Raw genomic sequence first — 18095 nt, 5'->3', positions numbered from 1 at the left:
CTCCATGGCTGAAGCCATCGCTGAAGAAGTGACCGGTACGTTCGACTCGCTCGCCGGCACCCGGCCCCGCATCCGCCGGGACGTCCTGTTCACCGAGACCCCGGGCGGAGTCCTCTTCCACAACGCCGACGGCGGCTTCCATCTCACGGGCCGCACCGCCTACCGCTTCGCCTCCCTCATGGTCCCGCACCTCGCCGGCCACCACCGCCTGGACGAGGTCTGCCAGGGCTTCGGACCGGCCCAGCGGGCCATGGCGGCCGAACTGGTCAAGACGCTGTTCGAGCGGGGCTTCGCCCGCGACATACCGGAGACCGAGGACGGTGACCGGGTGGCACTGGGCGAGGATGTCGAGCGGCGGTTCGGCGCCCAGATCGCCTACGTCGACCACTACGTCGACGGCGCGAGCGAGCGGTTCGCACGCTTCCGCAGTACCCGGGTCGCGGTGCTCGGCGACGATGAGGTGGCGCGCTGGTGCGCACTGAGTCTGGTCCGCAACGGCTGCGCGCGCATCGGTGTCACGACCGGCTTTCCCGACGTCGAGGCCGAGGCTCAGGAGGCGACCGCGGACGGCTGCGCGGTGCGGCTCGACCGGATCGGCCCGGACACGGACGGTGAGAGCCGCATCGGCTGGGACGACCTGGCCGAGTACGACGTGGTCGTCGTCACCGGCGCGGGCGGCGCCGCCCGCGCCCAGCGGCTGCTCGCCGCCGGCGTACCCGAGGGCAGGACGCTGATCCCCGCATGGACCTTCGGCGAACGGGCCGTCACCGGCCCGCTGTCCACCGCTGTCTCCACCGGCTGCCTGTGCTGTGCGGTGCTGCGGCTCGGAGGCAACGTCGACCCCGGTGCGGCCGCTGACCTCTGGAGCGGGATCGCGTCCGGTACCGCGGCCCTGTCACCTGACGCGGGCGGCCCGCTCCAGGGGCCGGTCGCCGCGATGTCGGGCAACCTCCTGGGCTACGAGGTCTTTCGGATCACGACGGGCGCGCTGCCCGCGGAGACGGAACGGCAGGTCCTCGTGCAGGACCTCGAATCGCTGGACGTCATCGCCGAGCCGGTCCTGCCCCACCCGCGCTGCCGCCGCTGCGCCTCCCTCACCGACCGGCCCCTCGCGGAACTGCCCGACGCGCTCGCGCTGCCGGTCACCCCGACCGTGGACACGGCCCGGGAGGCCGAATCCGTGGTCGACGAGCTGAACCGGGTCAGCGCCGCGCTGGTCCGCCCGTACACCGGCGTGTTCAGCCGGTTCGACGACGAGGACCTGACCCAGACCCCCTTGAAGATCAGCCGGATCGAGGTGGCACTGGGTCACGGCGTGCGCCGCAGGATCGCCGCCTTCGACGTGCACCATCTCGCGGGTGCGCGGACGCGGGCGCTGTACGCGGCGGCCGAGGTGTACGTCGAGCACGTGGTGCCCCTCGTCCCCACGCGGACCCGCGCCGGAGCGGCTGTGGGTCCCGACGCCCTGGCGACGGGCGCGGGCAGGGGCGGGACCGAGCAGGACGTGGCCGCCTGGATCACCGCTACCTCGCTGCTCACCAAGGAGCCGGTGGCGGTGCCCGCGGCCGCCGTGCGGCCCTTCGGCGCCTACAACCAAGGGCGGCTGCACCAGGCGACGGCGGCCGGCACGGGGGCCGGGGGCACGGTGCAGGAGGCGGCGGGGCGCGGGCTGCTGTCGGCGCTGGCCCATGACGCGCTGCTGCGCGCCGTGCGCGGCACCGCGGAGACCAGCGCGGTGACCGCCGACGCCGACCCCGAGCTGGTCTTCCTGTTCAAGTCCGCGGCCAACCTGGACATCGAGGTGGAGCTCGTGGACCTCGGGGAGGGCGCGCGTTCCTCGGCCCAGGTCGTGCTGGCCCGCGAGGCAGAGGGTCGCTGGGCGGTCGGCTCGGGCCTGTCGCGGCGGGCAGCGGCCTGTGCGGCGCTGCGCGACCTGCTGGGGCGGATCCAGCTGGCCGCGGAGGACCCCACCGAGGCGGTCGACACCGGCGACCCGCTCCTGCACGACCTCGCCGCCGGCACGATCGCGGTGACGGGCGCTCGCGTCGCCGCGGACGACACCGCCACCACCTTCGACGCCGTGCTGGAGCGGCTGCGCGGCGCGGGCCGGGACGTCCTCTACATTCCCACCACCCCGGCCGATCTGCCCGCGGGCGGGATCAGTACGGCCCGCGTCCTGCTCACCACCGAGGCCACGGGCGGCAGCGATGTCCGCTGAGACCACCGCCCCGCTGGAGCGCTCCTGCGCGGACCTGGCCGAACGGCTCCGCCAGGGGCTCGCGGCCCACGGCGCCGAGGCACCGCTCGACGTGGCCCCCCTGGGCGTCCACGACGCCTTCGGCCCCACGGCGCCGCAGCCCGCGCCGGGCGCCGTCCCCGTACGGTTCTACGGTCGGCACGCCATCGTCGGCCCGTTCCCGTTCCCGTTCCCGGCCCCGGGACGGGACAGGGAACGGGGCGCTGCCCCGTCCCTGGCGGGGGAGCGAACCGACGGTGTGCGGGGATCCGGCGGGCAGGAGAAGGAACCCGCCCGGCCGTGCGCCCGCTGTCTTGCACGGCGCTGGCAGGCGGTGCGTTCCGTCGCCCTGCGTGAGGCGCTCGAACTCGGTTCCGGTACCCGGGCCGCCGGTGAGTCGCCCTACCTCACCCCGTTCACCGCGTCCGCGCTGGCAGGGCTGATCGCTGCCCGGTTGGACGGCACCGGACCGCGCACCGGAACGTTTCCCGCCATCCACCTCGTGGACCTGGTGACCCTGATGGTGCGTCACTACCCGCTGGTGCCCGATCCGGAGTGTCCGCGCTGCGGACGCAGCGAGCAGGACACCCCCGAGGCAGCGGTCCTCACCCTCCGGCCTGCCCTCAAGCACAAACCAGGCACCTTCCGGGTACGGGACATCAGCGCCTACGAGCTGCCCGTCGAGCCGTACGCCAACCCCGTGTGCGGATCCCTCGGCCCCTCCGTCATCCACGATGTGTCGTCGCTGTCCACCTCCGCCACCATCGGCTGCTTCTCGATGCGGTCGGGCGAGTACCTCCGCGAGACGTTCTGGGGCGGACACGCCGACACCTTCGGGCACAGCGAGCGGATCGGCGTACTGGAGGGCCTGGAGCGGTACGCGGGTATGCGTGCCCGCGCCAGGGCCGCCGGCGTCCGGGACTCCCTCAGCGGGCTGCGGGCGCGCGGCGAACACGCCCTGGACGCCCGGGAGTGCGGGCTGTACTCGCAGGAGTTCCACCGCGCCAACCCACACGTAGCCCCGTTCACGCCCGATCGTCAGATCCCGTGGGTGTGGGGGTACTCGCTGCGCGACAGCCGGCCGATCCTGGTCCCCGAGGTGCTGACGTACTACCACGCACCCGGCCTGGAGAACCGCTTCGTGCAGGAGAGCTCCAACGGCTGTGCCTCCGGCGGATGTCTGGAGGAGGCCGTCTACTGGGGCCTGATGGAGGTCGTCGAACGCGACGCCTTCCTGCTCACCTGGTACGGGCAGGCGGCGCTCCCCGAGATCGACCCGCGCACAAGCGCCCGGCCCGCCACCCGGCAGATGGTCGACCGGCTGGAGATGTACGGCTATGAGGCCCGCTTCTTCGACACCCGGATCTCCTTCCCGATTCCTGTCGTCACCGGTGTCGCCGTGCGGCCCGACGGCGGCCTGGGCCGCATGTGCTTCGGTGCCGGCGCCGGACTCGACCCGGAGGCCGCGCTGGCCGGCGCGCTCTGCGAGATCGGCACGGACGCCGTCAACCTCCAGGGCCGCACCGAACGGGACGAGGCCCGGCTGCGGGCCATGGCCACCGACTTCGGCAAGGTCGAGGCGCTGCACGACCATCCGTTGGCGTACGGCATACCGGAGATGGGCGACCACGCCCACTTCCTGATCGGCGCACCGGGCGCCCCCCGCCCGCCCTCGCACACCATGGCCGAGCTGTACGGGAACGGCTCCGTGCCGCCCGTCTCCGACGATCTGCGCGACGACCTGACGCGCTGCGTCGAGGCGGTCACGGGCGCCGGGTTCGACGTGATCGTGGTCGACCAGACCATGCCGGAGCAGCGCGACCTCGGGCTGACGACGGTCGGTGTCATCGTGCCGGGTCTGCTGCCGATCGACTTCGGTTGGACGCGCCAGCGGGCGCTCGGCATGCCGAGGCTGCGCACCGCGCTGCGGGCGGCCGGTCTGCGGGACCGGGATCTGGTGCCGGCCGACTTCAATCCCGCGCCCCATCCGTTCCCGTGACCCGGATGGCGCCCTCCCTCTCGTGAGCGTCCGGGCGCCCGACCGGGCTCAGACCGCGCAATGTGACCAAGGAGTTCACCATGGGGTACGCCCATGAATACGCCGCTGCCATCCTGCAGCGCGGCCGGGTCCCGATGCCGCCGGCCGACTTCGTGCCGAACTGGACCGACAGCCCGCGCAAGACCAAGTTCTATCCGGGCACGGACATCGTGCCGCTGCCCGACGGAGGTTGCCCCGCCGAGGCCACCCTGGACCGCGGACTGGCCGAAGTCCCGGACGAGGGGCTGCCGTTCGACCTCGACCTGCTCTCCGGCATGCTGCGCGACTCGTACGGGCTCGTCGGCCGCCGCCTCGGCGTGCAGGCCAACACCGACCTGAGCGCGCTGCCGTCCTACCCGCTCGCCAACTGGTCGCGCGGCACGGCCTCCGGTGGGGGCCTGTACCCCGTGAGCGTCTACTGGGTCTCCGGGCCGGGCGGGCCGCTGGCGCCCGGAGTGCACCACTACTCGACCCGGCACCATGCCATGCGGCGGCTGCTCACCGGCGACGTCTCGGGCGAGGTGCGCGCGGCCCTCGGGGAGGACGCGCCGGGCGTGGACACCGACCAGTACCTGGTGCTCGGCATCAAGTACTGGCAGAACGCCTTCAAGTACAACAGCTTCTCCTTCCACGCCGTGAGCATGGACGTCGGCACCGTCGTGGGGACCTGGCGCATGTGGGCGCGAGCGCGAGGCCTGGGCGTCGAACCAGCGCTCTGGTTCGACGAGGAGCGGCTCGCGCGGCTGCTCGGGGTGCGCACCGAGGAGGAGGGCGTCTTCGCGGTCGTCCCGCTCAACTGGCATGGAGCCGCACCGAGTTCGCGGACCACCTCGCCCGTCGCCGGGGCCGTGCGGCACCGGGACGTCGAGCGTTCCAGGACCGTCCTCACCTTCGACGCGGTACAGCGCATGCAGGCCGCCACCTCCCGGCACGCGACCCGGCGGCCCGCTCCGGGTGAACTCGCGCCGGCCGCCGCCCTGCCCGCGGACCCCTCCCGGCCGCACGTTCCGCTGCCCGACGCCCGGCCGCTGGACACCGACGTACGCAGCGCGCTGCGCCGACGCCGCAGCAGCTTCGGCCGCTTCGACGCACAGCGCCCGGTCACCGGCGACCAGCTCGCCGCCTGTCTGGCCGCCGCGACGTCCGGGGCGCGGCTCGGCGGCGACACGGGAGACGCCCGGCTCGCGAAGCTGTACGCCTTCGTCAACCACGTCGAGGGCCTCCACCCCGGCTCCTACGAGTACGACCCCGACACCCGCGGTCTGCGGCTGGTGCGGGAGGGCCGGCCGGGCGAGTTCCTGCAGGAGAACTACTTCCTGTCCAACTACAACCTCGAACAGGCCGGCGCGGTCCTCGTACCAACGGTCCGCACCACCGCCGTCCTCGACGCCGTGGGCGACCGCGGCTACCGGCTGGTCAACGCCACCGTCGGTGCCGTGTCCCAGGCCGTCTACACGGCGGCCTCGGCCCTGGAGCTCGGCTGCGGTGTCGCGCTGGGCTTCGACAACATCTCGTACATCGAGGAACTCGGCCTGGAGGAGACGGGCGAGGCGCCGCTGCTGATCATGATGATCGGCAACGAGCGGCCGGCTCCGGCCGACTTCCGGTACGAGATCGCCTAGCCGATGAGTACCGGAAGGGGAGAAACGTCGATGCCGTTCATGATCCGGGTCGCCGGACTGCCCATCGAGACCGTGCATGGCCTGCGCTGCCCCGACAGCCGTCGCTGGGCCGATGAAGTACTCGCCATGACCGAGGAGTTGCGTGTCGCCGCCGAGAGCGTGGGCGAGCGTCTGCACACCCTCGTCGGCAGCGGCGAGGACGACGCCGTGCGGCGCAGACTGCTGAAACTGCGCCGTGAAGTGTTCAACAACCGGTTGCCGCAGGACGGTGACACCGCTCTCGCCCTGGTCCGCGGCCTTGACCAGGAGAGCGGCGCTCAGCTCGACGCCTGGCTGTCCGGCCGGCGGCGGCTTGCGGGCCTACAGGCCAGGGGCGCCGCGCTGCTCGCCGCCGAGACCGCGCGCAGCCGCGCCGAACTGCGCCGCCTGGTGGGGGAGGAGCGACTGCGCGGCGGGCTGCTGCTGGCCTCGCCCTCGCTGGACGCCCAGCTCGGTGCCTTCGCGGGGACGGCACCGGAGCACCCCGGCAAGAAGGAGCGCAAGATCGAGCGCTCACTGCTCGCGTACCTGTACCGGACCGTGTGCAAGACCAGCCCGTTCAGCACCTTCACCGGCGTCGCCCTCGGCGCGTTCGGCCACGGCGGCCTGGACGTGACGATCGACGACGAGTGGAGCAGCCACCCGAGGCTCAGCGTGGTCGCCGTCGCGCGGCTCGCCGAGGCCGTGGTCGCCGACCCGGCCCGCCGCGCCGACCTTCCGGTGGCGCTCGCCTCCGGCTGGGGACGCGACGACGACCGGGTGCGCTACGTGCGGCGCTGGGTGACCTCGGGTGACGACGACACCGCCGTCACCTTCGACGCCGTCAAGGACCGGCTGTTCTTCCTGCGCCGCAGCGGCACCCTGGAGCGGCTGCTCGGCCTCTTCGAGGAGCGCGGGACCCTCCGTTACGGCGAACTGTCCGCCTGGCTCGCGGCCGACCGGGACGCCCCAGCGGACGAGGTCGAGCAGTACCTGGAGGCACTCCTCGATCTCGGCATGGTCCAGGTGCCCTGCCTGCGCACGGAGGTGCACGACACCGATCCGCTGCGAGCCTTCCAGACGTCGCTACGGGCCCTGGGCCGCCCCTGGGCCGGGCAGTTGGCGGACCGTCTGGACGGGCCGATCGCCTGCGTCGACGGCTTCGCCGCGGCCGGCCCCGCCGAACGCGGTGAGCTCCTGCGCCGGTTGCGTGAGGGGCTGCGCACGGTGCAGGAGGACCTGGGCGTCGAACGCGCCAGGGTCCCGCAGACCGTGCTGTACGAGGACGCCGCGGCAGGCCGGGATGTCACGCTGGACCTGGACGCCTGGACGGAGCTGGCCTCGGGACCGCTGAGCGCGGTGGAGCGGATCCTGCCCGCCTTCGACCTGACCCTGCCGCAGCGGATCACGTTCAAGGGCTTCTTCCTGGCCCGCCACGGACAGGGCGGGCGCTGTGACGACCTGCTCAAGCTGGTGCACGACTTCCACGAGGACTTCTTCGACCAGTACATGTCCTTCACCGCCGGGCGTACGTCGTTCGACGCGCAGGGGCGGTACGTCCCCGAGGAGAACTGGCTGGGCCTGGCCCAGCTGAAGGCGCTCGACACCGCGCGCCAGACCTTCGTGGAGCGGATGCGGGCCCTGTGGGACCGAGCGGGCGCGGGCGGGGCGGACGGCTGCGACGAACTCGTGCTCGACGACGGCCTCCTCACCGACGTGGCAGCCGAACTCGCGGGCGTGGCACCGGTGTTCGCGCCGATGAGCCACCACCTCCAGCTCGCCCTCGGCGACGGCGATCCGCTGGTCGTCCTCAACCGCTCCTACGGCGGACTGTCGTTCCCCTTCAGCCGGTTCACGCACCTCTTCGAGGGGCTCGACGACCGACTGCGCGAGAACGCGGAGCGAATGTGTCCGCCGGGCGCGGTGTTCGCCGAGGTCACCGGAGGCCCTGTCACCAGCAACCTGAACCTGCACGGCCGGTTGACCGAGTACGAGATCGTCTGCCCCGGCGAGAGGGGCACCCTGCCCGAGGAGTTCGGGCTGCGTCTCGACGACCTGCGCATCGAACACGACGAGGCCGAGGACCGGCTGGTGCTGCGATCGAAACGGCTCGGCCGTGAAGTGATTCCGGTGTATCTCGGCTATCTGGTGCCGCTCGCCCTGCCGGAGCTGGCCCGCACCCTGCTGCTGCTCTCCCCGACCTCGATGGCCCCGCTCAACGTCTGGGGCGGCGTCCCGGAGAGCGAGCCCGTGGACGGAGTGACCCGGCGACCACGCGTGCGGCACGGCAACGTCGTCGTCAGCCGGCGCAGTTGGAGCGCGCCCGCCTCGGTGCTGCCACTGCACGCGCCAGGCCTGTCCGACCAGCAGTGGTTCCTCGGCTGGCACCGCTTCCGGCGGGCGCACGCACTGCCCGACCAGGTCTTCGTGACCGTCTCGGACAGCGGGGCACGGGGTGCCACCGGTGCCAAGCCCCAGTACCTCGACTTCGACAGCCCCCTGTCGCTCACCGCGTTCGAGGCGCTGCTCAAGAGCCCGGAGGCCCGCGCGGTGTTCCGGGAGATGCTCCCGGACGAGGGCGGCCTGCACGCCGTCTCCCGCCGAGGCCGCCATGTCGCCGAACTGGCGGTGGAGACCGCCGCCTTCACCGGCGCTTCGACCGACACCACCGGCGTTCTCGCTGCCGGCTCCATCCCACAAAGGACCACGTCATGACCCTCTCCACGGTCACGGGAGCCGGCGCGTGGCAGGCCACGCACGTCTTCTACGCCGCCAACCCGCGCCCCCTGCTGATCGACTGCGTCCGCCCGCTGGTGGACGAACTGGAGGCGGAAGGGCTGATCGCGGGCTACTTCTTCATCAACTACTGGCTGGAGGGCCCGCACGTCCGGCTGCGCCTCAAGGCCACCACACCCGAGGCCGAGCCGGAGGTGCGCCGCCGTACCGAGCGGGCGATCGACGCCTTCCTGGCCGCGCGACCCGCGCTGTACGAGGTGGACTCGGGGTTCCTCAACGATTTCTACAACACCCTCTTCGAGATCGAGTTCCCCGGCACCGAGCGCGGCCACTACATGGACGACCAGGGGCGGATGAACCTGCGTCCCAACAATTCGCGCAGCGCGGAGGCGTACGAGCCGGAGTACGGCAAGTACGGCGGCCCGGCCGGGATCGAGCTGGCCGAGTGGCACTTCCGGCACTCCAGCGACCTGGTCATCGACGCCCTGCGGACCAAGAACCTCCATCTGCGAACCGTCCTGCTCGGCACCGCGGCCCAGCTGATGATGGTGATGTCCGCGACCTTTCTGCCGGGCGACCAGGAACTGGCCGACTATCTGGACAGCTATTACGAGTTCTGGCACAAGGCCTTTCCCGGCACCGGCTTCATCGGCAGCGCCGAGTACGACACCAACTACGCCGCGATGGCACCCGGCTTGAGCGCTCGCTTCGCCGGAATCCGCGCGGCCGTCACCCGGGGCACGTCCGGCGGACTGCCCGCCTTCCTCGCCGGCTGGGCCGACCACTGCGCCGAACTGCGAGACCGTGCAACCACGTTGGCCACCGACGGTGACCTGGTGTTCCGGTCCTGGGACGGCGAACGCGACGAGACCGTCACGGACCCGGCGGTGGCTCTGCCCCTGCTCCTGTCCCCGTACATGCACATGACCAACAATCGGCTGCACGTCACCATCCGGGACGAGGCGTACCTCTCCCACGTGTTGGGCCGCTGCCTGCGCGAGAGGCTCACGGAGGCGGCGTCATGAACACCCCGTCCCCGCCGGCCTCCCCGGTCGCCTCCGCCCAGCAGTACCGACCCGAGCTGCGGGCGGAGATACGGGTCAGCGACGAACTGCTGCTGGGCAACGGGACCGTACACCTGATCAAGAACACGCGCAGCGGGCAGTCCTTCAAGGTCGGGGGCAAGGAGCACTTCCTGATCTCGCGGATGGACGGGTCGCGGAGCCTGGAGGAGATCGGCGCGGAGTACGCGGGGCGGTACGGGCGGCGCCTGTCCGACGCCAACTGGCAGCAGCTGCTGAGGATGCTGGGCACCCGAGGGCTGCTGGTCGGGGCACCCGCAACAGCACCGCAACAGGCCTCGGCACCTCAGAGCGGTGAGAAGCCGGCGGACGCGGACGCGCCCAAGCCCGGACGGCGGCTGCTGCGCGGCACGCTGCCGCTCGTCGCCGACGCGGACGCGACGGCGCACCGGCTGCACCGCGCGTTCGGGTTTCTGCTGTCCCGCCGGTGGATGGTGCCGCTGCTGACCATGGCCCTCGTCATGGAGGCCACCTTGGTCGTGCGGGCGGGCGAACTGGCCCTGGCCACCCGGGAGACGTTCACGAACCCGGTCCTGCTGACCGCGACGGGTGCCCTGCTGTGGCAGAGCACCGCTCTGCACGAGCTGGCCCACGGCGTGGTGGCCAAGCACTACGGGGGGCGCGTCGCCGAGATAGGCCTGCGCTGGCGGCTGCCCACGGTGATCATGTACTGCACGGTGGACAACTACCTGTACCTGCGCACACGTTGGGCCCGAGTCGCCACAGCACTGGCCGGGGCCGCGATGAACCTGCTCTTCCTGCTGCCCTTCTTCGCACTCTGGCTGCTGGCACCCCTGGACAACGCCACGCACGACGCCCTGGCGGGGTTGCTGTTCCTCGGCAGCGTCCAGGCGTTCGCCATGTTGCTCCCGCTCCCGCCGCTCGACGGCTACAAGATCGCCGCTCAGGTGCTGGGCGCGACGGAGCTGGCGGCGTCCAGCGGCGCGTATCTGCGCCTGGCCGTACGCCGCGACGCCCTCGCGGCCGGATATCCGCGCCGCGCCCGGATCGCCTACACCGCCTACGGGCTGCTCTGCCTGTTCGTCCTCGGTGCGCTCGTGGCGGGCGCGGTGTCCCTGTCCCACTTCCTGCTGACGACGTCTTGAACGCCATGAACACCGCGAGCACCTCGACCGACGCGCGCACCGATCCCAAGGAGAGTTCCATGACCGTCGCCTCCGCCCAGTCCGCCGAGGACGGGCCGGCCGTCGTCCTCGACGGTGTTCACAAGCGCTACGGAAGCATCCGGGCCGTCGACGGCGTCTCACTGACGGTGGGACGCGGCGAGTTCTTCGGACTGCTCGGCCCCAACGGCGCGGGCAAGACGACCCTGGTCGAGATCATGGAGGGGCAGCGGCAGGCGGACTCAGGCACGGTGTCGGTCCTCGGCCAGCGGCCCTGGCCACGCAATGTCGCGCTGCTGCCCCGGCTGGGCGTGCAGACCCAGTCCTCGGCGTTCTTCGTGCGGCTGACCGCGCGTGAGCACCTGCGGACCGTGGCCGCGCTCTACCGGACCGACCGGGCGGCGGCCGAACGCGCCCTGGCGAGCGTCGGGCTCAGCGAGCAGGGCGACCACCGGGTGGACGCCCTGTCCGGCGGCCAGCGCCAGCGGCTCGCCATCGCCTCCGCGCTGGTCCACGGCCCGGAGCTGATCTTCCTCGACGAGCCCACCGCCGCCCTCGACCCGCAGGCGCGCCGCGCCCTGTGGGAGGTGCTGCGCGACCTCAAGCGCGCGGGCCGCACCATCGTCTACACGACCCACCACCTGGACGAGGCCGAGGCGCTCTGCGACCGCGTCGCCATCATGATCCACGGCCGGATCGCCGCCCTCGACACCCCCAGGCGCCTGGTGGCGGCGAAGAGTCCCACGACACGGCTGCTGGTTCCCGGCGAGCGGCTGACCCTGGAGGTCGCGCAAGCCATTCCAGGAGTGGACCGGGTCGTCCAGGAGAGCGACGCGATCGTGCTGGAGACCCTGCACTCCGGGCCCGTCCTGGCCGCCATCGACGAACTCGTCGGTCTCCAGGGGGTACAGACCCGCACTGCAAGCCTCGAGGACGTCTATCTCGAACTCACCGGCACCGCCCACTCGTAGACCCGGCGCACCGGCCGCCCCCACCGGCCGGGCCTCACGGCAGCGACCGCCACCATCGGATACGGAGACACCATCATGAGCGCCTACGCAGCGCTGAGCCAGGCCGGGTACCGGGCCTACACCCGGGACAAGACCACCCTGTTCTTCACCTTCGCCTTCCCGCTGCTCTTCCTGATCGTCTTCGGGCTGATCTTCCACGGCCAGGCGGTCGAGCAGAGCGGCAAGCCGTACATCAACTACATCGCTCCCGGCGTGCTGTCCTGGGGTGTCGCCAACGCCGCGGTGTTCGGCGTCGGCTTCACCCTCATGCAATGGCGCCGCGACGACATCCTGCGCCTGGTACGGATGACGCCGACCCGGCTGTCGGCCGTGCTGGCCTCCCGCTATGTGCTGGCCCTCGCCATCGGCGTCGTCCAGGCGGTGCTGTTCGTGGCCGTCGCCCTGTTGCCGTCGTTCGGGCTCAGCCTGTCGGCACGCTGGCCGCTGGCGCTGCCCGTGCTCGTGCTCGGCGTCACCGCGTTCCTCGCCATCGGCGTCGTCGTCGGCTCGTACGCCAGGACACCGGAGGCCGTCGCCGCGGTCGCGAACTGCCTGATGATTCCCATGGCGTTCCTGTCCGGGTCGTTCTTCCCCCTGGACGCCATGCCGGACTGGATGCAGACCCTGTCCCGGGTGCTGCCGCTGCGCTACCTGAACGACGGCGTCTCCGAGGCTCTCACCGGGACCGACACGATGGGCGACATCGCCGTCGCCTGCGCCGTGCTCGCCGCGTTCGCCCTCGTCTTCTGCGCCGTCGCGCTGAAGACCTTCCGCTGGAGCGACAAGTCATGACGCCGTCGACCCCGACCACCGGGGCCGCGCCGGCCCAGGCAGACCTGGCGGAACAGGCCGCGCACACGCCGCTGGAGGGCGGCCGCGCCGTGCTCCAGCAGGCGCTGACCGCGCGCCACGCGGCGCTGTACGGCCCGGCGGGCGGGGAGCATGTCCTGCCCGCACCGCTGGTCGTGCCGCTCGGCGCCGCCGACACCCTGGGCTTCGGCCACCGCGACCCCTACGCCGCGGTCCGGCCCGCGGCCACCGTCCACCTCACCTCCCGCGCCGCGCTGATCGGCCCGTGGGGAGGAGAACCGGGCACCACGGCCTGCGGGCAGTGCCTCGCCATGCGCTGGCAGCGACTGCGCAGCCGCTCCGAACGCGAGGCCCTCGAACTCGGCCACGAGCCGAACGGGGCGGTTCAGTGGCCGGTGCTCACCCAGTACGCCGTCGACGCGGTCTGGGCGGCGTACCGAGCGGTGCTGGGCGGCACGGAGGGGGCGACCTCGGCTCTCGTGGGTGGCGTCGAGCCGCCCCACCTACCGCAAGGCGCGCTCGCCGCAACCCGGCGCCCCGTGGCCGACCGTGTGCTGCCGCAGGTCACCCGCGTCGATCTCGTCACCCTCGCAACCGCCGGCTTTCCCCTGCTGCCCGAGCCCCTGTGTCCCTCCTGCGTGGCGACGCGTCCCGACACCGCCGAGTCGGCGCGAATGAGACTGGGGTCCGCCCCCAAGCCGGACCCGGCCGGATACCGGCTGCGCGCCCTGGACTCCTATCCGCTGCCGACCACCGCCCTGGCCAACCCGGTCTGCGGCGCCCTCGGTTCGGACACCTGGATCAACCCGGCGTCGACCACCACCGCTCCGGTCGCCGGCACGCACTTCGTCCGCGGCTACGCCGGACTCAACGACGTCACCTGGAGCGGCCAGGCCAACAGCTACCGCACCAGCCGCACCCTCGCCTACCTCGAAGGCCTCGAACGGTACGCCGGTACGCACCGGCGCCGCGGCACCACGCCGGTCGTCGACTCCTACCACCGCCTCGCCGACCACGCGCTGAACCCGGCGGAATGCGGCTTTTACGCCCCCGAGACATACGCCAGGGACCACCTCGTCAGCCCCTTCGACCCCAACCGGCCGATCCCCTGGGTATGGGGGCACTCCCTGCGCGACGACCGCCCGATCCTCGTGCCGTCCCGGCTGGCGCACTACAGCGCCGGCGTGGACGCCGACAACTTCGTCTTCGAGTGCTCCAACGGCTGTGCCACCGGCGGCAATCTGGAGGAGGCGATCCTCTTCGGGCTGCTGGAACTCATCGAGCGCGACGCGTTCCTGCTCGCCTGGTACGGCCGGGCCCGGCTCACCGAGATCGACCTCGGCTCCTGCCGGGGCACCGTGCGCTCCATGCTCGACCGGGCCGCGCTGCACGGCTATGACGTGCACGCCTTCGACACCCGCATGGATCTCGCCGTCCCGGTCGTCACCGCCCTCGCCGTACGCCGTGACGGCGGCTACGGCACGCTCTCCTTCAGCGCAGCGGCCGGCTTCGACCCGCACGCAACCGTCGAGTCCGCGCTCTCCGAGGTCCTGACGTACATCCCGCACCTGCCGTACCAGGTCGCCGAGCGGCATCGCGAACTGGAGGACATGGCGCAGGACTTCACCAAGGTGCTGCACCTCAAGGACCACGCCCAGCTCTACGGACTGCCGCAGATGGCGGAGCAGGCCCGCGAGTATCTGGAGCCGGAGGCCGTAGTGCCGCTCGGTGAGCTGTACCGCGACTGGGAGACCGTACGGCCGCGCACCGGCGACCTCTTCGACGACCTGACACTGCTGCGCGACGAACTGGTCCGCACCGGACACGACGTCATCGCCGTCGACCAGACGACGCCCGAGCAGCACCGGATGGGACTGCACACGGTCAGCACGATCGTTCCGGGCCTGCTCCCGCTCGACTTCGGCTGGACCAGGCAACGCGCCCTGCTGATGCCCCGGCTGAGGACCGCCCTGCGGACGGCGGGACGGCGCACGGACGATCTGTCCGAGTCGGACATCAAGGCCGTACCGCACCCCTTCCCGTGACGTCCGCCGTCCGGCCCTGCGCGCACTCCACGCGCGCGGGGCCCGCTTGCCACCGCGTCACCGGCGGCACTGCCTGCCGCCGGTGAAACGCGTGCCGTCCGTGCCGCAACGCCCGGCAGCCCCCTCCACGACGGGGGTGCCGTCGAGGAAGGGGCTGCCGATCGGAGGCAGGTGCCGGATCAGGCGCTGCAGGAGGTGGTGCTGGTGGTGCTGGAGCAGGTCGACGTCGAGGAGGAGGACGTGGACCCGGCGAGGACGACCTCGACCGCGTCCGAGTAGTCCGAGATCTCGAAGGTCTCCGACTCCAGCTCCAGGATCTCGTCGGCGAGGGTGGCGAGCTCGGTCTTCGGGGCCATGGGATTCTCCTTTGCCCGGAGGGGCCGCGCCGGCCGTTCCGGCGGCGTTCCCCTTCGATGACTCCATTCCAACGGAGCCCGCTGTCAGATCGGCCCGGCTCCCGCTCTCAGGTCGCTGACACCTCCTGACAGCGATCCGACAGAGGTCTGGGGCCCACGGACCGCACGCTCGCGAACAACGGACACGGGCGACGAACGGCCCCGCGGCAACCGCCGGAAGCGATCGAACGCACGCCGCGCACCCCGCGACGACCGACAAGGACGAGTGAGGGAAAAAGGGAGGTGAGGGCAGTGACCGAAGCATCCGACATCCCGCGGGACGTCCTGCGGTCCGCCATCGAGCTCTACCTCGATCTGCACGCCCACCCGGAGCTCTCGGGCGCCGAGGCCCGCACGGCGGCGCGCTTCGCCGCGCTGCTGCAACAGCACGGCTGCACGGTCACCCGCGACGTCGGCGGCCACGGAGTCGTCGGCGTCCTGCGCAACGGGCGTGGCCCCACGGTGATGCTGCGCACCGAACTCGACGCGCTGCCCGTCGCGGAACGCACCGGTCTGCCGTACGAGAGCACGGCGCCCGGCGTCATGCACGCCTGCGGTCACGACCTGCACATGGCCGCGGTCGCGGGAGCGCTCATGCAGCTCTCCCGCGACCGCGACGCCTGGAACGGCACCGTCCTGGTCGTCGGCCAGCCCGCCGAGGAGACGCTCGACGGGGCCCGCGCGATGCTGGCCGACGGACTGTACGAGCGCTTCGGCACACCCGACGTGGTCCTCGCGCAGCACACCGCCCCACTGCCCGCGGGCAGCATCGCCCACGGCCGGGGGCCGCTGATGGCCGGCAGCACCGCGCTGGACGTCGTCATCCACGGACGCGGCGGCCACGCCGGCACTCCGCACCTGACGATCGACCCGGTGACGACCGCCGCAGCAACCGTGCTGCGCCTGCAGACGGTCGTCTCCCGGGAGAGCGCCCCGGCGGAACAGGTCGTCCTGTCGGTCGGCTCGCTCCACGCGGGCCGCCGCGGCAACGTGATCCCGGACGACGCCGAACTGAGCCTGTGCGTACGGGCCTTCTCCGCCGCCGCACTGGACCGGGTGACGGCGGCCGTCGAACGGATCGTACGCGCCGAGTGCGCGGCTTCCGGCTGCCTCAAGGACCCCGAGTTCATCGTCACCGGCCGCTCGCCGGTACTGATGCCCGACGAGGTGCTCACGGGGCCCGTACGCCGGGTGCACGAGGAGCTGTTCGGCCCGCACCGGGTGGCCGACTGGCCGGCCTCGACCGCCACCGAGGACTTCCCCTGGTTCGCCGCGGCGGCCGACGGGGTGCGCACGGCGTACTGGATGCTCGGCGTGACCGGCGCCCAGCAGTGGCGCGCGGCTCGCAACGGCGGTCCGCCGGTGGAGTCGAACCACTCGCCGGGATTCGCCCCCGACGTCCGCACGGCCCTGCCGACCGGAATAGCGGCGATGACCGCCGCGGCCCTGCACGTGCTGAACCCGTCGCGCATCGAATCGCCCAGGGGAGAGCGGACATGCTGACACCCGATTCCACCTCCGAGACGATGGAGATCGTCACGGTCCGCCGCGATCGCTCGGCCCCGTCCGGCGAGACCACGGTGGTGCGCCTCCTGGGACTGCTCCCGGCGACCTGGTCCTGCACCGCCGAAGCCAGCGCTGACCGGGTCCGACTGCGGATCGATCTGACCGGCGGCACGGACCGGAGCACGGTGCGCCGCGCCCTGCGGGCGGTACTGGCGGACACGGCACTGTGCGGCTGGGACCAGGAGAGCTGAGACGAGACCAGGGGCCGCGGTCAGATCCAGCCGCGCTCGCGCGCCAGCAGCGCGGCCTGCGGCCTGCTCGCGGCGCCGAGCTTCTCCATGAGATCGGCGACGTATCGCCGGTAGGTGCGGACCGAGACCCCTAACTCGCGTGCGCCCGCCTCGTCCTTGCCGACCGAGCACATCAGCGCGAGCACCCGCTGCTCGGTCTGCGACAGACCGCACGTCACCTCCGCGCCCTCCGCCGCGTCCACCTGCGCCAGATCCTCGGCCTCGTCCCAGATCCTCTCGAAGAGGGCGATGATGTTGGCGACGATTCCGCTCTTGTGCGCCAGCAGCGCGCCACGCGAGGTGTTCTGGGGATCCAGCGGCACCAGCGCCGCCGTGCGGTCGTAGACGAGGATGCGTTCCGTGGTGGCCTCGACGAACCGGATCATGGCGCCGTGGGAGACCAGTTCACGAAGGTAACCGGAGCTCATCCCGTCCTCCAGCACCTTGCGCAGCACGACACTGCGGATGCGCACGCCCCGGCGCAGACAGCGCAGGTCCAGCGGCCGTGACCGCTCGATGTTCTCCGGTGACAGCCTGGTGTAGGGCTCCACGGACAAGATCTCGTCACGAGCGAAGAAGGCCAGGTCGTCGATGCGGTCACGGATCTCGGCAAGGCCTTCCAACTGCTCGATGCCCTGGGCCGAGGAACTGCGCGCACCCAGCTCCGCGCGCAGCCCGTCCACCACGTGCCGGGAACGGGTGACGCGCTGGAACTCCTGGTGAAGCTCGTGCAGTCGTACGTCCACCAGCCGGGCCAGCGCCACTTCGGGATCCGTGGGAGAGATCAGCTCGTTCGTGCCGGTGGGGTGCAGCAGGCCCAGGTCGTACAGTCGGCCGAGACAGTGCTGTGCCATGTCCGGCTCCATGTGCAGGCGCAGATGAATGTCATCCGCGGGGGTGTCCGGATTCCGCAGAAAATGACGGTAGATATCCTCTTCGACCGCGGAAACGCCGAACACCGACATCTCGTTCTCACCCACGTGGTCCCCTATCGCGTGGTCCCTCTCGCCCACGGGCCTGCCGGAGGTCACCCAGCCATCGGCCCGCGGTTGCCTACGCGTTGAGTCCCAAGACTAAGCAAAGGCCAGATGGCCGAACATCTCGCTATTCGAATCCTTGAGCGGAAGCACAGGCGCCGCCACCCGCCTCTGAGCAGAAGCGCTCGGCCAGGAGCGCAATCGGC

13 protein-coding genes are annotated in these 18095 nt (G+C 71.8%); 11 read left to right on the top strand and 2 right to left on the bottom strand.

The window, feature by feature from the left end:
* The first annotated feature begins 4 nt into the window (after window positions 1-4).
* From ACIHIX_RS24640 to ACIHIX_RS24600, 9 genes are all read left to right on the top strand, one after another.
* Window positions 5-2218, top strand: coding sequence for a TOMM precursor leader peptide-binding protein (locus tag ACIHIX_RS24640; RefSeq protein ID WP_399959595.1), 2214 nt, complete (start codon window positions 5-7; stop codon window positions 2216-2218).
* On the top strand, window positions 2208-4235 hold the full coding sequence (locus tag ACIHIX_RS24635; RefSeq protein ID WP_399959593.1) for a TOMM precursor leader peptide-binding protein: 2028 nt from the start codon (window positions 2208-2210) through the stop codon (window positions 4233-4235). The genes ACIHIX_RS24640 and ACIHIX_RS24635 overlap by 11 nt, the downstream gene beginning before the upstream one ends.
* 80 nt (window positions 4236-4315) lie before the next feature.
* Complete coding sequence (locus ACIHIX_RS24630; RefSeq protein WP_399959591.1) at window positions 4316-5896, top strand: SagB family peptide dehydrogenase; 1581 nt, start codon at window positions 4316-4318, stop codon at window positions 5894-5896.
* A gap of 3 nt (window positions 5897-5899) precedes the next feature.
* Window positions 5900-8629: a lantibiotic dehydratase gene (locus ACIHIX_RS24625; protein ID WP_399959589.1), complete on the top strand. Its 2730-nt coding sequence runs from the start codon at window positions 5900-5902 to the stop codon at window positions 8627-8629.
* Window positions 8626-9675: a lantibiotic dehydratase C-terminal domain-containing protein gene (locus tag ACIHIX_RS24620; RefSeq protein ID WP_399959587.1), complete on the top strand. Its 1050-nt coding sequence runs from the start codon at window positions 8626-8628 to the stop codon at window positions 9673-9675. The genes ACIHIX_RS24625 and ACIHIX_RS24620 overlap by 4 nt, the downstream gene beginning before the upstream one ends.
* Complete coding sequence (locus ACIHIX_RS24615; protein ID WP_399959585.1) at window positions 9672-10838, top strand: site-2 protease family protein; 1167 nt, start codon at window positions 9672-9674, stop codon at window positions 10836-10838. The genes ACIHIX_RS24620 and ACIHIX_RS24615 overlap by 4 nt, the downstream gene beginning before the upstream one ends.
* Window positions 10839-10897: 59 nt before the next feature.
* Complete coding sequence (locus ACIHIX_RS24610; protein WP_399959583.1) at window positions 10898-11827, top strand: ABC transporter ATP-binding protein; 930 nt, start codon at window positions 10898-10900, stop codon at window positions 11825-11827.
* Window positions 11828-11902: 75 nt separating this feature from the next.
* On the top strand, window positions 11903-12658 hold the full coding sequence (locus ACIHIX_RS24605; RefSeq protein ID WP_399959581.1) for an ABC transporter permease: 756 nt from the start codon (window positions 11903-11905) through the stop codon (window positions 12656-12658).
* Window positions 12655-14721 (top strand): TOMM precursor leader peptide-binding protein, encoded by a 2067-nt coding sequence (locus ACIHIX_RS24600; RefSeq protein WP_399959579.1) that lies wholly within the window; start codon window positions 12655-12657, stop codon window positions 14719-14721. The genes ACIHIX_RS24605 and ACIHIX_RS24600 overlap by 4 nt, the downstream gene beginning before the upstream one ends.
* 179 nt (window positions 14722-14900) lie before the next feature.
* On the opposite strand, the gene ACIHIX_RS24595 is transcribed toward ACIHIX_RS24600, so the two are convergent.
* A complete protein-coding gene (locus ACIHIX_RS24595; RefSeq protein ID WP_018515646.1) occupies window positions 14901-15077 on the bottom strand; it encodes a thiazolylpeptide-type bacteriocin in 177 nt (58 codons plus the stop codon).
* Between the two features lie 291 nt (window positions 15078-15368).
* Between ACIHIX_RS24595 and ACIHIX_RS24590 the strand changes: the two genes are divergently transcribed.
* Complete coding sequence (locus ACIHIX_RS24590) at window positions 15369-16619, top strand: amidohydrolase (RefSeq protein ID WP_399959577.1); 1251 nt, start codon at window positions 15369-15371, stop codon at window positions 16617-16619.
* Window positions 16613-16873, top strand: a complete 261-nt coding sequence (locus ACIHIX_RS24585) for a hypothetical protein (RefSeq protein WP_399959576.1) — start codon at window positions 16613-16615, stop codon at window positions 16871-16873. Before ACIHIX_RS24590 ends, ACIHIX_RS24585 begins: the two co-directional genes overlap by 7 nt.
* A gap of 20 nt (window positions 16874-16893) precedes the next feature.
* Here ACIHIX_RS24585 and ACIHIX_RS24580 read toward each other — a convergent pair whose 3' ends face one another.
* Entirely contained in the window at window positions 16894-17877 is a 984-nt protein-coding gene (locus ACIHIX_RS24580) for a LuxR C-terminal-related transcriptional regulator (protein WP_399960197.1), read from the bottom strand.
* Window positions 17878-18095: the final 218 nt, after the last annotated feature.

Origin of the sequence: Streptomyces sp. NPDC051913 (assembly GCF_044593635.1) — a bacterium.
Lineage (GTDB): Bacteria > Actinomycetota > Actinomycetes > Streptomycetales > Streptomycetaceae > Streptomyces.
This window is presented reverse-complemented; position numbering and strand designations above follow the sequence as displayed.

Coding starts and splice junctions, on each gene's coding strand:
- ACIHIX_RS24640 (WP_399959595.1), top strand. CDS start 5: ATGGCTGAAGCCATCGCTGAAGAAGTGACCGGTACGTTCGACTCGCTC.
- ACIHIX_RS24635 (WP_399959593.1), top strand. CDS start 2,208: ATGTCCGCTGAGACCACCGCCCCGCTGGAGCGCTCCTGCGCGGACCTG.
- ACIHIX_RS24630 (WP_399959591.1), top strand. CDS start 4,316: ATGGGGTACGCCCATGAATACGCCGCTGCCATCCTGCAGCGCGGCCGG.
- ACIHIX_RS24625 (WP_399959589.1), top strand. CDS start 5,900: ATGAGTACCGGAAGGGGAGAAACGTCGATGCCGTTCATGATCCGGGTC.
- ACIHIX_RS24620 (WP_399959587.1), top strand. CDS start 8,626: ATGACCCTCTCCACGGTCACGGGAGCCGGCGCGTGGCAGGCCACGCAC.
- ACIHIX_RS24615 (WP_399959585.1), top strand. CDS start 9,672: ATGAACACCCCGTCCCCGCCGGCCTCCCCGGTCGCCTCCGCCCAGCAG.
- ACIHIX_RS24610 (WP_399959583.1), top strand. CDS start 10,898: ATGACCGTCGCCTCCGCCCAGTCCGCCGAGGACGGGCCGGCCGTCGTC.
- ACIHIX_RS24605 (WP_399959581.1), top strand. CDS start 11,903: ATGAGCGCCTACGCAGCGCTGAGCCAGGCCGGGTACCGGGCCTACACC.
- ACIHIX_RS24600 (WP_399959579.1), top strand. CDS start 12,655: ATGACGCCGTCGACCCCGACCACCGGGGCCGCGCCGGCCCAGGCAGAC.
- ACIHIX_RS24595 (WP_018515646.1), bottom strand. CDS start 15,077: ATGGCCCCGAAGACCGAGCTCGCCACCCTCGCCGACGAGATCCTGGAG.
- ACIHIX_RS24585 (WP_399959576.1), top strand. CDS start 16,613: ATGCTGACACCCGATTCCACCTCCGAGACGATGGAGATCGTCACGGTC.
- ACIHIX_RS24580 (WP_399960197.1), bottom strand. CDS start 17,877: ATGTCGGTGTTCGGCGTTTCCGCGGTCGAAGAGGATATCTACCGTCAT.